The sequence below is a fragment of the Actinoplanes italicus genome (genome assembly GCF_003001815.1).
GTDB classification, from domain to species: domain Bacteria; phylum Actinomycetota; class Actinomycetes; order Mycobacteriales; family Micromonosporaceae; genus Actinoplanes; species Actinoplanes italicus.
The window spans coordinates 631,189-644,227 of sequence record NZ_PVMZ01000001.1 but is presented as its reverse complement, the minus strand read 5'-3'; the positions used below and the strand labels follow the sequence as shown (position 1 = coordinate 644,227).

Here is a 13,039-nt window from a genome sequence, read left to right as displayed (position 1 = left end):
CCTTATCGGCGTGCCGGGCGACAAGTAATGACACAGTCCACAGGAGGACACCAGTGGCGAAGGCGAAGTTCGAGCGGACTAAGCCGCACGTCAACATCGGCACCATTGGTCACATCGACCACGGTAAGACGACGCTGACTGCGGCCATCACGAAGGTCCTGCACGACGAGTTCCCGGACCTGAACCCGTACACCCCGTTCGACGAGATCGACAAGGCGCCGGAGGAGAAGGCCCGCGGCATCACGATCTCGATCGCGCACGTCGAGTACCAGACCGCGGCGCGTCACTACGCGCACGTGGACTGCCCCGGCCACGCCGACTACATCAAGAACATGATCACCGGTGCCGCCCAGATGGACGGCGCGATCCTGGTCGTGGCCGCCACCGACGGCCCGATGCCGCAGACCAAGGAGCACGTCCTCCTGGCCCGCCAGGTCGGCGTTCCGTACATCGTCGTCGCCCTGAACAAGAGCGACATGGTCGAGGACGAGGAGCTCCTGGAGCTCGTCGAGCTCGAGGTCCGCGAGCTGCTCAGCACCTACGAGTTCCCGGGCGACGACCTGCCGGTCGTTCGCGTGTCGGCGCTCAAGGCGCTCGAGGGCGACCCGGAGTGGACCGGCAAGCTCCTCGAGCTGATGAACGCGGTCGACACCGCGATCCCGCAGCCCGAGCGTGAGACCGAGAAGCCGTTCCTCATGCCGATCGAGGACGTCTTCACGATCACCGGCCGTGGCACCGTGGTGACCGGTCGCGCCGAGCGCGGCATCCTCAAGCCGAACGAGGAGGTCGAGATCGTCGGTATCCGCGAGAAGTCGACCAAGACCGTTTGCACCGGCATCGAGATGTTCCGCAAGCTGCTCGACGAGGCCCGCGCGGGTGAGAACGTCGGTCTGCTGCTCCGCGGCATCAAGCGCGAGGACGTCGAGCGCGGCATGGTCGTCGTGAAGCCGGGCACCTCCACTCCGCACACGGAGTTCGAGGGCCAGGTCTACATCCTCTCGAAGGAGGAGGGTGGCCGGCACACCCCGTTCTTCCAGAACTACCGGCCGCAGTTCTACTTCCGTACCACGGACGTCACCGGCGTCGTCACGCTGCCCGAGGGCACCGAGATGGTCATGCCCGGCGACTCCACCTCCATGTCCGTGAAGCTGATCCAGCCGATCGCCATGGACCAGGGTCTGAAGTTCGCGATCCGTGAGGGTGGCCGCACCGTCGGCGCCGGAACGGTCACGAAGATCACTAAGTGAATGAGGGTTTCGGCCCTCAGGTGACCCCGATTAGCAATGTCGGATTCAATCCGGCATACTAGTCAGGTTGCGTCCGCGCGGGGTGGGTAGCCGCTTACGGTTACCCACCCTCGCCGGGTGTCCGGGTGTGTTCCGTTTGCCGCCCGACACCACAGATCCCCGTGATCGACTGGAGTGCATAGCGCTCTGCCTGGGCTCCATCGGCCCGGAGGCGCGACACGCCCGACCGCGGGGGTCGGACAACGCAGGATCAACCGTCCTGCGGGCATGCGGAGGTTACCCGCTTCCGCAGGTAGCGGCATCGAGAGAAGGAAACAGAAGCCACCATGGCGGGACAGAAGATCCGCATCCGGCTCAAGGCCTATGACCACGAGGTCGTCGACTCCTCGGCGCGGAAGATCGTCGAGACGGTGACGCGTACCGGGGCGCAGGTCGCGGGCCCGGTGCCGCTGCCCACGGAGATCAACCGTTTCTGCGTGATCCGTTCGCCGCACAAGTACAAGGACTCGCGCGAGCACTTCGAGATGCGCACGCACAAGCGTCTGATCGACATCATCGACCCGACCCCGAAGACGGTCGACTCGCTCATGCGTCTCGACCTTCCGGCTGGCGTCGACATCGAGATCAAGCTGTAGGGACCGGACAATGGACAGGCAAGTTAAGGGGATCCTGGGCGCCAAGCTCGGCATGACCCAGGTCTGGGACAACAACAAGGTCGTCCCGGTAACCGTGGTGCAGGCCGGCCCTTGCGTCGTGACCCAGGTCCGTACCGATGAGAAGGACGGCTACGCGGCTGTCCAGCTGGCGTACGGCGCGATCGACCCGCGGAAGGTGAACAAGCCGGAGAGCGGCCAGTTCGCCAAGGCCGGCGTTTCGCCGCGCCGCCACATCGTGGAGCTGCGCACCGTCGACGCGAGCGAGTACGAGCTCGGCCAGGAAGTCACCGTCGACACGTTCGCGGCCGGCCAGCCGATCGACGTGACCGGTAAGACCAAGGGCAAGGGCTACGCCGGCGTCATGAAGCGGCACGGCTTCCACGGTCTCCGTGCCAGCCACGGTGTCGAGCGCAAGCACCGCTCGCCCGGTTCGATCGGCGCCTGCGCGACCCCGGGTCGCGTCTTCAAGGGCGTCAAGATGGCCGGTCGCATGGGTGGCAAGCGCTTCACCGTGCAGAACCTGGTCATCCAGGCCGTCGACGCCGAGCGCAACCTGATCCTGGTCCGCGGCGCGGTGCCCGGTCCCAAGGGCGCGCTGATCCTGGTCCGTACCGCGGCGAAGAAGACCGCGAAGGGCGGTGCCAAGTGAGCACGGTTGACGTGATCAACGCCGAGGGCGCCAAGGCCGGCTCGGTCGACCTGCCCGCCAACGTCTTCGACGTCCAGGCGAACATCCCGCTGATGCACCAGGTCGTCGTGGCGCAGCTGGCCGCGGCCCGTCAGGGCACGCACAAGGCCAAGACGCGCGGCGAGGTCGCCGGCGGCGGCAAGAAGCCGTACAAGCAGAAGGGCACCGGTCGCGCCCGTCAGGGCTCGATCCGCGCGCCGCAGTTCACCGGCGGTGGCGTCGTGCACGGTCCCGTGCCGCGCGACTACAGCCAGCGGACCCCCAAGAAGATGAAGGCCGCCGCTCTGCGTTGCGCCCTCTCCGACCGGGCCCGCGACGGCCGCCTGTTCGTCGTCGAGGCTTTCGTCAGCGGCGACAAGCCGTCGACCAAGGCCGCCGTGGCGACGCTGCGCAAGGTCGCACAGACCACCAAGGTCCTCGTCGTTCTGGACAGCCAGGACGAGCTGAACTGGGTGTCGCTGCGCAACGAGCCGACGGTCCACCTCATCGAGGCCGGCCAGCTCAACACCTACGACGTGCTGGTCGCCGACGAGGTGGTCTTCACCAAGGCCGCGTTCGACGAGTTCCTGGGCGGCTCTGAGAAGTCCGAGGAGGGCGACAAGTGAGCACGATCGCCGACCCGCGCGACATCATCGTCGCCCCGGTGGTCTCCGAGAAGAGCTACAGCGTTCTCGACCAGAACTGGTACACGTTCGAGGTCCGTCCGGACGCGAACAAGACCCAGATCAAGATCGCGATCCAGCAGATCTTCAACGTCCGCGTGCTGACCGTGAACACGGCGAACCGCGAGGGCAAGCGCAAGCGCACCCGCAGCGGCTGGGGGCAGCGCAAGGCCACCAAGCGCGCGATGGTGAAGCTGGCTGACGGTGACCGTATCGAGGCCTTCGGCGGCCCGGTCAGCTAAGGGGTTTGTGAATCATGGCAATCCGTAAGTACAAGCCGACCACGCCGGGCCGTCGCGGCTCGAGCGTCGCCGACTTCGCCGAGATCACCCGGTCGACGCCGGAGAAGTCTCTGCTGGTTCCGCTGCCCAAGAAGGGTGGTCGCAACGTCCACGGCCGCATCACCACGCGGCACCAGGGCGGCGGCCACAAGCGGCAGTACCGGCTCATCGACTTCAAGCGGAACGACAAGGACGGCGTGCCGGCCAAGGTCGCTCACATCGAGTACGACCCCAACCGCACCTCCCGCATCGCTCTGCTGCACTACGCCGACGGTGAGAAGCGCTACATCCTCGCGCCGAAGGACCTGAAGCAGGGCGACCGCGTCGAGTCGGGCGTGGGCGCGGACATCAAGCCGGGGAACAACCTTCCCCTGCGCAACATCCCGGTCGGTACGACGGTCCACGGTGTGGAGCTTCGTCCCGGCGGTGGCGCCAAGCTGGCCCGCTCGGCCGGCGTCGGCATCCAGCTGCTCGGCCGTGAGGGTGCGTACGCCACGCTGCGTATGCCGTCCGGTGAGATCCGTCGCGTCGACATCCGCTGCCGCGCGACGGTCGGCGAGATCGGTAACGCCGAGCAGTCGAACATCAACTGGGGTAAAGCCGGCCGTATGCGGTGGAAGGGCAAGCGCCCGACCGTCCGTGGTGTCGCCATGAACCCTGTCGACCACCCGCACGGTGGTGGTGAGGGTAAGACCTCCGGTGGTCGTCACCCGGTCAACCCGGCTGGTAAGCCGGAGGGCCGTACCCGCCGCAAGGGCCAGGAGAGCGACAAGCTGATCGTTCGCCGCCGCTACGCCACCCGCAAGCGCGGGTAACGGGAGTTAAAAGATGCCTCGCAGCCTGAAGAAGGGCCCGTTCGTCGACGACCACCTGCTCAAGAAGGTGGAAGTCCAGAACGAGAAGAACTCGAAGAACGTCATCAAGACCTGGTCGCGCCGCTCGACGATCATCCCGGACATGCTCGGGCACACGATCGCCGTGCACGACGGCCGCAAGCACGTCCCGGTCTTCGTCACCGAGGCGATGGTCGGGCACAAGCTCGGCGAGTTCGCTCTGACCCGTACGTTCAAGGGTCACGAGAAGGACGACCGCAAGAGCCGTCGTCGCTAAGCAGATTCACGGATCAGAGGATTTAGGAGCTACAGCGATGCCAGTTAAGGGCGACGCTCCGGTGCTTCCGGGCGCGCGGGCGGTTGCGCGGCACGTGCGCATCTCGCCGAACAAGGCGCGCCGGGTGATCAACCTCGTTCGTGGTCTGCCCGCGAAGGAGGCGCTGGTCGTCCTGCAGTTCGCGCCGCAGGCCGCCAGCGAGCCGGTTTACAAGGTGCTTGCCAGCGCCATCGCGAACGCGGAGAACAACGAGCGGCTCGACCCCGACGCCCTGCTCGTGAGCGAGGCGTTCGTCGACGAGGGCCCCACGCTCAAGCGGTTCCGTCCGCGGGCGCAGGGCCGGGCGTACCGGATCCGCAAGCGCACCAGCCACATCACTATCGCGGTCGAGGCGGTCCAGACGGCCCGCCCGGCGAAGAAGGCTTCCGCCAAGAAGGCGGCGCCGAAGGCCGAGTCCCAGAGCACGGAGGGTGCCGAGTAATGGGTCAGAAGGTTCACCCCACCGGGTTCCGCCTCGGCATCTCCACCGACTGGAAGAGCCGCTGGTTCGCGGACAAGCTCTACAAGGACTACATCGGCGAGGACGTCAAGATCCGCCGCATGATGTCCAAGGGCCTCGAGCGCGCCGGCATCTCCAAGGTGGACATCGAGCGGACCCGTGACCGGGTACGTGTCGACATCCACACCGCCCGGCCGGGCATCGTCATCGGCCGTAAGGGTGCGGAGGCCGACCGGATCCGTGGCGAGCTCGAGAAGCTCACCGGCAAGCAGGTCCAGCTGAACATCCTCGAGGTGAAGAGCCCCGAGTCGGACGCTCAGCTGGTCGCGCAGGGTGTCGCCGAGCAGCTGTCCTCCCGGGTCAGCTTCCGTCGGGCCATGCGCAAGGCCATGCAGTCGGCCATGAAGAACCCGATCTGCAAGGGCATCCGGGTGCAGGTCTCCGGCCGTCTCGGCGGCGCGGAGATGAGCCGCACGGAGTTCTACCGTGAGGGTCGCGTTCCGCTGCACACGCTGCGGGCCAACATCGAGTACGGCTTCTTCGAGGCCCGTACCACGTTCGGCCGCATCGGCGTGAAGGTCTGGATCTACAAGGGCGACGCCGTTCCGGGTCGCGAGGCCGTCGCTGAGGCGCCCGCGCGTCCGCGCCGGGACCGCGCCGACCGTCCCGAGCGTCCGCGTCGTGGCCGTTCCGGTTCGTCCGGCACGACCGCGGGTGGAACCGAGGCCGGCCGTGCCGCTGCCTCGGCTCGTGGTGGCGACGGCGACAACGTGAACGACGCCGCGGTTGCCGCGGCTCCGGCTCCGGCCGAGACGCAGCAGGAGGGCTGACACATGCTGATGCCGCGTAAGCCCCCAAAGGGCTTCCGTAAGCCGCATCACCCGGACCGCAGCGGCGCGTCCAAGGGTGGCAACCGGGTCGTCTTCGGCGAGTTCGGTATCCAGGCTCTGGAGCCGGCGTACGTGACCAACCGGCAGATCGAGTCGGCGCGTATCGCCATGACCCGTCACATCAAGCGTGGCGGCAAGGTCTGGATCTCGATCTTCCCGGACCAGGCGCTGACCAAGAAGCCGGCCGAAACCCGCATGGGTTCCGGTAAGGGTTCTCCCGAGTGGTGGGTGGCGAACGTCAAGCCGGGACGCATTCTCTTCGAGATGTCGTTCCCGAACGAGACGGTCGCGCGTGAGGCGATGCGCCGCGCGATCCACAAGCTCCCGATGAAGTGCCGCATCGTGACGCGCGAAGTGGGTGAAAGCTGATGGCAGCCGGCGTTAAGGCCGCTGAGCTCCGCGAGCTTCCTGAAGAGGAACTGGTCGCGAAGCTCAAGGAGGCCAAGGCGGAGCTGTTCAACCTTCGTGTGCAGCGTGCGACCGGGCAGCTCGACAATCACCGTCGGCTCCAGGTCGTCCGCAAGGACATCGCGAAGATCTACACGATCATGCGTGAGCGGGAGCTCGGTCTCTCGGTCGCGCCGGATGAGGTGACGGCATGAGTGAGAACACCACCACTCCGCGCGCGCAGCGCAAGGTGCGTGACGGTCTCGTGGTCAGCGACAAGATGGACAAGACCGTCGTTGTCGAGGTCGAGGACCGCGTCAAGCACGCCCTGTACGGCAAGGTCATCCGCCGTACGCGGAAGCTGAAGGTGCACGACGAGCAGAATGCTGCGGGCGTCGGCGACCGGGTTTCGATCATGGAGACCCGTCCGCTCTCCGCCACCAAGCGGTGGCGCATCGTGGAGATCCTCGAAAAGGCCAAGTGAGTGCGCTGGGCCGGCTCACGCCGGCCCAGCGGCCCGTCAACCACCCCGCCACCCGCCCGTAAAGCGGAACAAGGCAGGGTGAACGTTCCGCCAAGCTTCGGGCCTGCGGCCCGGAGAACTGGCAGACATAGGAGACAGACGTGATCCAGCAGGAGTCGCGACTGCGCGTCGCCGACAACACGGGTGCCCGGGAGATCCTGTGCATCCGCGTACTCGGCGGTTCCGGTCGCCGTTACGCGAGCATCGGCGACGTCATCGTGGCCACGGTCAAGGACGCCATCCCCGGCGCCGGTGTGAAGAAGGGTGACGTCGTCAAGGCGGTCGTCGTCCGCACCAGCAAGGAGCGGCGCCGTCCGGACGGCTCGTACATCCGTTTCGACGAGAACGCTGCCGTCATCATCAAGGACGGCGGGGACCCCCGCGGAACCCGCATCTTCGGCCCGGTCGGGCGCGAGCTGCGCGACAAGCGGTTCATGAAGATCATCAGCCTGGCGCCGGAGGTGCTCTGACCGTGAAGATCAAGAAGGGCGACACGGTCGTCGTCATCGCCGGTAAGGACAAGGGCGCCAAGGGTAAGGTCATCGCGGCCTACCCGACGCGGGACAAGGTCCTCGTCGAGGGCGTCAACCGAGTCAAGAAGCACGAGCGCATCCGTACGAACCAGCGCGGTTCGAAGACCGGCGGCATCGTCACTCAGGAAGCCCCGATCCACATCTCGAACGTGCAGGTCGTGGACGGCGAGGGCAAGCCGACTCGGATCGGCTACAAGATCGACGAGAACGGCAACAAGGTCCGGATCGCGCGTACGACCGGTAAGGAACTGTCATGACTGCCGCCACCGAGGCAAAGACGCTGCCGCGTCTCAAGCAGAAGTACCGCTCCGAGGTCGTGCCGGCCATCCGTGAGCAGTTCAAGTACGGCAACCCGATGCAGACCCCCGGTCTTGTCAAGATCGTGGTCAACATGGGTGTCGGCGAGGCTGCCCGCGACGCCAAGCTCATCGACGGCGCGGTCCGTGACCTGACCACGATCACCGGTCAGAAGCCGCTGGTCCGCCGGGCCACCAAGTCCATCGCGCAGTTCAAGCTGCGTGAGGGCATGCCGATCGGCGCGAAGGTCACCCTCCGCGGCGACCGGATGTGGGAGTTCCTGGACCGGCTGCTGTCGATCTCGCTGCCCCGTATCCGCGACTTCCGCGGTCTGGACGGCCGGAAGCTCGACGGTCACGGTAACTACACCTTCGGCCTGACCGAGCAGTCGGTGTTCCACGAGATCGACCAGGACCGGATCGATCGGCCGCGGGGCATGGACATCACCGTGGTCACCACCGCCACCACCGACGACGAGGGCCGGGCGCTGCTGAAGCTCCTGGGCTTCCCGTTCAAGGAGAACTGAGAATGGCGAAGAAGGCGCTGATCCTCAAGGCTGCCGCGAAGCCCAAGTTCGCGGTGCGTGCCTACACCCGCTGCCAGAAGTGTGGACGTCCGCACTCGGTCTACCGCAAGTTCGGCCTGTGCCGCGTCTGCGTGCGGGACATGGCCCACCGCGGTGAGCTTCCCGGCGTGTCCAAGGCCTCCTGGTAACTTCCGCCCCGGCCCGCCCGCAGCGGCGGGCCATCAGGCGGACCCGAATGTAATGCCGCTTCGCCGTAGGCCTGAGCCCAGCTCGGGAACCCCGGCGAGAAAGGTTGACGAATACCCATGACGATGACGGACCCGATCGCAGACATGCTGACGCGTCTGCGCAACGCCAACCAGGCGTACCACGACAAGGTGACCATGCCGTACTCGAAGATCAAGGCGAACATCGCCGAGGTCCTCAAGGCCGAGGGTTACATCGCGTCGTGGACGTCTGAGGAGCCCGAGGAGGGCGCGGTCGGCAAGCGTCTGGTCGTTGAGCTCAAGTACGGCCAGAACCGCGAGCGCAGCCTCGCCGGCATCAAGCGCGTCTCGAAGCCCGGCCTGCGGGTTTACGCCAAGTCCGACGAGCTGCCCCGCGTGCTCGGTGGTCTCGGTGTCGCGATCATTTCGACGTCCCAGGGACTGCTGACCGACAAGCAGGCCCGCAAGCGGAGCGTGGGCGGGGAAGTCCTCGCCTTCGTCTGGTAACTGGAGACTTAGACATGTCGCGAATCGGACGTAAGTCGATCCCGGTCCCGGCCGGCGTCGACGTCACCATCACGGGCCAGACCGTCAAGGTCAAGGGCCCCAAGGGCGAGCTCTCGCACACCGTCGCCGAGCCGATCACGGTCTCGAAGGATGGTGGCGAGCTGGTCGTCAACCGACCCAACGACGAGCGCAAGGCCAAGGAACTGCACGGCCTTTCTCGTACCCTGGTCGCCAACATGATCATCGGCGTGACCGAGGGCTACAAGAAGACGCTCGAGATCAACGGCACCGGTTACCGCGTGACCGCCAAGGGCAAGGACCTCGAGTTCGCCCTCGGCTTCTCGCACCCGGTTCTGGTTCCGGCCCCCGCGGGCATCACCTTCTCCGTCGAGAAGCCGACCGTGTTCTCGGTCGCCGGCATCGACAAGCAGCTGGTGGGTGAGATCTCCGCGAACATTCGCAAGATCCGTCCGCCGGAGCCCTACAAGGGCAAGGGTGTCAAGTACCAGGGCGAGGTCATCCGCCGCAAGGCTGGAAAGGCAGGTAAGAAGTGACCGCCACGCTGCTCAAGCGCCGCAACGGCGGCGGGGTTGCCGCCAAGCGTGCCGTCGGCAAGGCGCGTCGGCACTTCCGGGTCCGCAAGAACGTCCGTGGTACGGCCGAGCGTCCCCGCCTGGTCGTCACCCGGTCCGCGCGGAACATCACCGCGCAGATCATCGACGACCTCAAGGGTCACACGCTGGCTTCCGCCTCGACTCTCGACTCCTCGATCCGGGGTGGCGAGGGCGACAAGAGCGCCCAGGCCGGCAAGGTCGGCGCTCTGCTCGGCGAGCGGGCGAAGGCCGCGGGGATTTCCAAGGTCGTCTTCGACCGGGGTGGCAACAAGTACGCGGGCCGGATCGCCGCGCTTGCGGACGCCGCTCGCGAAGCCGGACTCGAGTTCTAGGAGGAATTGACCAATGCCTGGTCAGCAGCGCCGAGGCGGCGGGTCCGGCGGTAACACCGAGGGTGGCAACCGCAGGGACAACCGTCGCGAGGGCGGCCGCGGAAACGCGCCCGTCGAGAAGACCCCGCACCTGGAGCGGGTCGTCGCGATCAACCGTGTCGCGAAGGTCGTCAAGGGTGGTCGTCGCTTCAGCTTCACCGCCCTGGTGATCGTCGGCGACGGTGACGGCACCGTCGGTATCGGCTACGGAAAGGCCAAGGAGGTGCCCGCGGCGATCGCCAAGGGCGTCGAGGAGGCCAAGAAGCACTTCTTCAAGGTTCCGCGGATCGGCGCGACCATCCCGCACCCCATCACGGGTGAGGCGGCGGCCGGTGTCGTCCTGCTCAAGCCGGCCTCCGCCGGTACCGGCGTCATCGCCGGTGGCCCGGTGCGTGCCGTGCTCGAGTGCGCGGGTATCCACGACATCCTGTCGAAGAGCCTCGGCTCGTCGAACCCGATCAACATCGTGCACGCGACCGTGGCCGCTCTGAAGGGCCTCGAGTCGCCGGAGATGGTCGCGAAGCGTCGCGGCCTGCCGGTCGAGGATGTGGCGCCGGCCGCCATGCTGGCAGCGCGTGCGGAAGCGGCGGTGCACTGATGGCGCGCTTGAAGGTCACCCAGATCCGGTCCGGGATCGGCCGTAAGCAGAACCAGCGGGACTCCCTGCGGTCGCTCGGCCTGAAGCGGATCAACGATGTGGTGGTCAAGGAGGACCGCCCCGAGATTCGGGGCATGATCTTCGCGGTGAACCACCTCGTCACTGTCGAGGAGGTCGAGTAAATGGCGATCAAGGTTCACCACCTGCGCCCGGCGCCCGGTGCGAAGACCGCGAAGACCCGTGTGGGTCGCGGTGAGGGCTCCAAGGGCAAGACTGCCGGTCGCGGTACCAAGGGCACCGGCGCCCGGAAGAACACCCCGGCGTCGTTCGAGGGTGGGCAGATGCCCATCCACATGCGCCTGCCGAAGGTGAAGGGTCTGGGCAACCGGCCCCGCAACAAGGTCGTCTTCCAGGTCGTCAACCTGGACCGTCTCGCCGAGCTGTTCCCCAACGGCGGCGAGATCGGCCCGGCCGAGCTGGTCCAGGCCGGCGCGGTCCGCAAGGGTCAGCCGGTCAAGGTGCTGGGCTCCGGCGAGCTGGGCGGCGTCGCGCTGACCATCTCGGCGCACGCCTTCAGCGAGTCGGCCAAGGAGAAGATCGCTGCCGCCGGTGGTTCCGCCACCGAGCTGTAGTACCTGACGCGGTTCGAGGCCGCGGCGCCGGGTGTTCCCCGGGGCCGCGGCCTCTTCCGTTGTCCGGGTTACGGAAACGGCCCTGTGCGCCGCGTGAGGCCTTGATCGCGCTGCGGACGCTAGTGAGTCAGGGAATGGCGGCAAAACGCGGTGACGGCCGTCTCAGGGGCCTTGACGTGGCCGGGCGGGCGAGGAGAGTGGTTCTCCTCGATGGATGCAGGCTGTGTTCCACGCCGTGACGTAGGGTGGGACAGGCATTCCGATCGACGCGCAACCAACCGGTTCAGCCACGAAGCGGGACAGTTGTGTTGTACTGGGACATCGGCCCATGCGATGCCGGTGGTTGCGCTCTCGGCCTTGCTGATACAGTGCTCCGCTGGCGGCCTCTATGGCTGTCCAATGATGTGTGCCCGATTTTCGGGGATACCGCAACCAGAGTGTGGCGACCACGCAGGAGGATCAGTTGTTGTCCGCCTTCACGAGCGCGCTTCGGACGCCTGACCTGCGGAAGAAGCTACTCTTCACGGTAGCGATCGTTGGGATCTATCGTCTCGGCGCCACATTGCCCAGTCCTGGCGTCTCCTACGCCAACGTACGGGCATGTCTCAAGTTGACCGAGTCGGCCAACAACGACCTTCTCAATCTGCTCAACCTGTTCTCGGGCGGTGCGCTGCTGCAGCTCTCCGTCTTCGCGCTGGGCATCATGCCGTACATCACGGCGTCGATCATCCTGCAGCTGCTCACCGTGGTCATCCCGCGTCTCGAGCAGCTCCGCAAGGAGGGCCAGTCCGGCCAGGCGAAGATCACGCAGTACACGCGTTACCTGACGCTCGGCCTCGCGGTCCTGCAGGCCTCGGCGTTCGTGGCGCTGGCCCGCACCGGGCAGCTCTTCAACGGTCTGTGCGACCAGAACGACCCGACCTACCAGATCATCCCCGAGAACACCGGCATCCCGGTCTGGCTCACCCTGACCATCCTGGTGATGACGATGACCGCCGGCACCGGCGTGGTCATGTGGCTCGGCGAGCTGATCACCGACCGCGGCGTCGGCAACGGCATGTCGGTCCTGATCTTCACCTCGATCGCGGCCCGCCTCCCCGGTGAGGGCTGGAGCATCAAGGAGTCGACGAGCACCGGCAAGTTCATGCTGGTGATCGGGCTGGTCGTGGTCATCATCGCGCTGGTGGTCTTCATCGAGCAGGCGCAGCGCCGAGTCCCGGTCCAGTACGCGAAGCGCATGATCGGCCGGCGGATGTACGGCGGGACCTCCACCTACATCCCGCTGAAGGTCAACCAGGCGGGTGTCGTCCCGGTCATCTTCGCCTCGTCGCTGCTCTACCTGCCTCAGCTGTACCTGCAGTTCTTCGACAAGAACAACCTGACCGACTACCAGGTGTGGATCCAGAACCACCTGGCCGACCCGGTCAGCCCCATGTACATCGGCACGATGTTCCTCTTGATCATCTTCTTCACGTACTTCTACGTGTCCATCACGTTCAACCCGACCGAGGTCGCGGACAACATGAAGAAGTACGGTGGTTTCGTTCCGGGTATCCGCCCGGGCAAGCCGACCGCCGACTACCTGGACTTCATCCTCAGCCGGATCACGCTCCCGGGCGCGCTGTACCTTGGCCTGATCTCGGTCATGCCGAACTTCTTCTTCATCTGGCTCGACCAGAGCTCCTACCAGAACTTCCCGTTCGGTGGTGTCGCGGTTCTGATCATGGTCGGTGTGGGCCTGGAGACGGTGAAGCAGATCGAGAGCCAACTCATGCAGCGGAACTACGAAGGGTTCCTCCGGTAGTGGGTACG

Annotated in this window: 23 protein-coding genes; all 23 read left to right on the top strand. The window is 66.3% G+C overall.

The features are described 5' to 3' along the window. Positions 1–53: 53 nt before the first annotated feature. The 23 genes from tuf to secY all read left to right on the top strand — a co-directional run bounded on the left by tuf (position 54) and on the right by secY (position 13,031). Positions 54–1,247 carry an elongation factor Tu gene (tuf, locus tag CLV67_RS03135; protein ID WP_106315560.1) on the top strand — a complete coding sequence of 398 codons (1,194 nt, stop codon included), beginning with the start codon at positions 54–56 and terminating at the stop codon, positions 1,245–1,247. A 326-nt stretch (positions 1,248–1,573) separates the two neighbouring features. After that, positions 1,574–1,882, top strand: a complete 309-nt coding sequence (gene rpsJ, locus CLV67_RS03130) for a 30S ribosomal protein S10 (protein ID WP_007073037.1) — start codon at positions 1,574–1,576, stop codon at positions 1,880–1,882. Positions 1,883–1,892: 10 nt separating this feature from the next. Next, positions 1,893–2,552, top strand: coding sequence for a 50S ribosomal protein L3 (gene rplC / locus CLV67_RS03125; protein ID WP_106315559.1), 660 nt, complete (start codon positions 1,893–1,895; stop codon positions 2,550–2,552). Continuing rightward, on the top strand, positions 2,549–3,196 hold the full coding sequence (gene rplD / locus CLV67_RS03120) for a 50S ribosomal protein L4 (protein ID WP_106315558.1): 648 nt from the start codon (positions 2,549–2,551) through the stop codon (positions 3,194–3,196). Before rplC ends, rplD begins: the two co-directional genes overlap by 4 nt. Further along, the gene (rplW, locus tag CLV67_RS03115; protein ID WP_106315557.1) at positions 3,193–3,495 is read left to right on the top strand and encodes a 50S ribosomal protein L23; all 303 of its coding nucleotides are present in this window, start codon (positions 3,193–3,195) and stop codon (positions 3,493–3,495) included. Before rplD ends, rplW begins: the two co-directional genes overlap by 4 nt. A 14-nt stretch (positions 3,496–3,509) precedes the next feature. Continuing rightward, entirely contained in the window at positions 3,510–4,349 is an 840-nt protein-coding gene (gene rplB, locus CLV67_RS03110; RefSeq protein ID WP_093618759.1) for a 50S ribosomal protein L2, read from the top strand. Between the two features lie 13 nt (positions 4,350–4,362). Continuing rightward, positions 4,363–4,644: a 30S ribosomal protein S19 gene (gene rpsS / locus CLV67_RS03105; protein ID WP_014687760.1), complete on the top strand. Its 282-nt coding sequence runs from the start codon at positions 4,363–4,365 to the stop codon at positions 4,642–4,644. Between the two features lie 37 nt (positions 4,645–4,681). Beyond that, positions 4,682–5,125 carry a 50S ribosomal protein L22 gene (rplV, locus tag CLV67_RS03100; RefSeq protein WP_106315556.1) on the top strand — a complete coding sequence of 148 codons (444 nt, stop codon included), beginning with the start codon at positions 4,682–4,684 and terminating at the stop codon, positions 5,123–5,125. After that, complete coding sequence (gene rpsC, locus CLV67_RS03095; RefSeq protein ID WP_106315555.1) at positions 5,125–5,973, top strand: 30S ribosomal protein S3; 849 nt, start codon at positions 5,125–5,127, stop codon at positions 5,971–5,973. Before rplV ends, rpsC begins: the two co-directional genes overlap by 1 nt. A 3-nt stretch (positions 5,974–5,976) precedes the next feature. After that, positions 5,977–6,402 carry a 50S ribosomal protein L16 gene (rplP, locus tag CLV67_RS03090; protein WP_014440729.1) on the top strand — a complete coding sequence of 142 codons (426 nt, stop codon included), beginning with the start codon at positions 5,977–5,979 and terminating at the stop codon, positions 6,400–6,402. Further along, a complete protein-coding gene (gene rpmC, locus CLV67_RS03085) occupies positions 6,402–6,635 on the top strand; it encodes a 50S ribosomal protein L29 (protein ID WP_106315554.1) in 234 nt (77 codons plus the stop codon). The genes rplP and rpmC overlap by 1 nt, the downstream gene beginning before the upstream one ends. Next, on the top strand, positions 6,632–6,904 hold the full coding sequence (rpsQ, locus tag CLV67_RS03080) for a 30S ribosomal protein S17 (protein WP_106315553.1): 273 nt from the start codon (positions 6,632–6,634) through the stop codon (positions 6,902–6,904). Before rpmC ends, rpsQ begins: the two co-directional genes overlap by 4 nt. Before the next feature lie 140 nt (positions 6,905–7,044). Then, positions 7,045–7,413: a 50S ribosomal protein L14 gene (gene rplN, locus CLV67_RS03075; RefSeq protein WP_093618755.1), complete on the top strand. Its 369-nt coding sequence runs from the start codon at positions 7,045–7,047 to the stop codon at positions 7,411–7,413. Beyond that, complete coding sequence (gene rplX / locus CLV67_RS03070; RefSeq protein ID WP_106315552.1) at positions 7,410–7,733, top strand: 50S ribosomal protein L24; 324 nt, start codon at positions 7,410–7,412, stop codon at positions 7,731–7,733. The genes rplN and rplX overlap by 4 nt, the downstream gene beginning before the upstream one ends. Further along, on the top strand, positions 7,730–8,299 hold the full coding sequence (rplE, locus tag CLV67_RS03065; RefSeq protein WP_106315551.1) for a 50S ribosomal protein L5: 570 nt from the start codon (positions 7,730–7,732) through the stop codon (positions 8,297–8,299). The genes rplX and rplE overlap by 4 nt, the downstream gene beginning before the upstream one ends. Positions 8,300–8,301: 2 nt before the next feature. Continuing rightward, the gene (locus tag CLV67_RS03060) at positions 8,302–8,487 is read left to right on the top strand and encodes a type Z 30S ribosomal protein S14 (RefSeq protein WP_020513598.1); all 186 of its coding nucleotides are present in this window, start codon (positions 8,302–8,304) and stop codon (positions 8,485–8,487) included. A 117-nt stretch (positions 8,488–8,604) separates the two neighbouring features. Further along, positions 8,605–9,012: a 30S ribosomal protein S8 gene (gene rpsH / locus CLV67_RS03055; protein WP_014440735.1), complete on the top strand. Its 408-nt coding sequence runs from the start codon at positions 8,605–8,607 to the stop codon at positions 9,010–9,012. Positions 9,013–9,026: 14 nt separating this feature from the next. Then, positions 9,027–9,566 (top strand): 50S ribosomal protein L6, encoded by a 540-nt coding sequence (gene rplF / locus CLV67_RS03050; protein WP_106315550.1) that lies wholly within the window; start codon positions 9,027–9,029, stop codon positions 9,564–9,566. After that, complete coding sequence (gene rplR, locus CLV67_RS03045) at positions 9,563–9,958, top strand: 50S ribosomal protein L18 (protein ID WP_106315549.1); 396 nt, start codon at positions 9,563–9,565, stop codon at positions 9,956–9,958. Before rplF ends, rplR begins: the two co-directional genes overlap by 4 nt. Positions 9,959–9,971: 13 nt before the next feature. Next, positions 9,972–10,595: a 30S ribosomal protein S5 gene (gene rpsE / locus CLV67_RS03040; protein WP_106315548.1), complete on the top strand. Its 624-nt coding sequence runs from the start codon at positions 9,972–9,974 to the stop codon at positions 10,593–10,595. Continuing rightward, positions 10,595–10,777: a 50S ribosomal protein L30 gene (gene rpmD / locus CLV67_RS03035; RefSeq protein ID WP_043531070.1), complete on the top strand. Its 183-nt coding sequence runs from the start codon at positions 10,595–10,597 to the stop codon at positions 10,775–10,777. The genes rpsE and rpmD overlap by 1 nt, the downstream gene beginning before the upstream one ends. Beyond that, the gene (gene rplO / locus CLV67_RS03030; protein ID WP_106315547.1) at positions 10,778–11,227 is read left to right on the top strand and encodes a 50S ribosomal protein L15; all 450 of its coding nucleotides are present in this window, start codon (positions 10,778–10,780) and stop codon (positions 11,225–11,227) included. 463 nt (positions 11,228–11,690) lie between these two features. After that, positions 11,691–13,031, top strand: a complete 1,341-nt coding sequence (gene secY, locus CLV67_RS03025; RefSeq protein ID WP_106315749.1) for a preprotein translocase subunit SecY — start codon at positions 11,691–11,693, stop codon at positions 13,029–13,031. Positions 13,032–13,039: the final 8 nt, after the last annotated feature.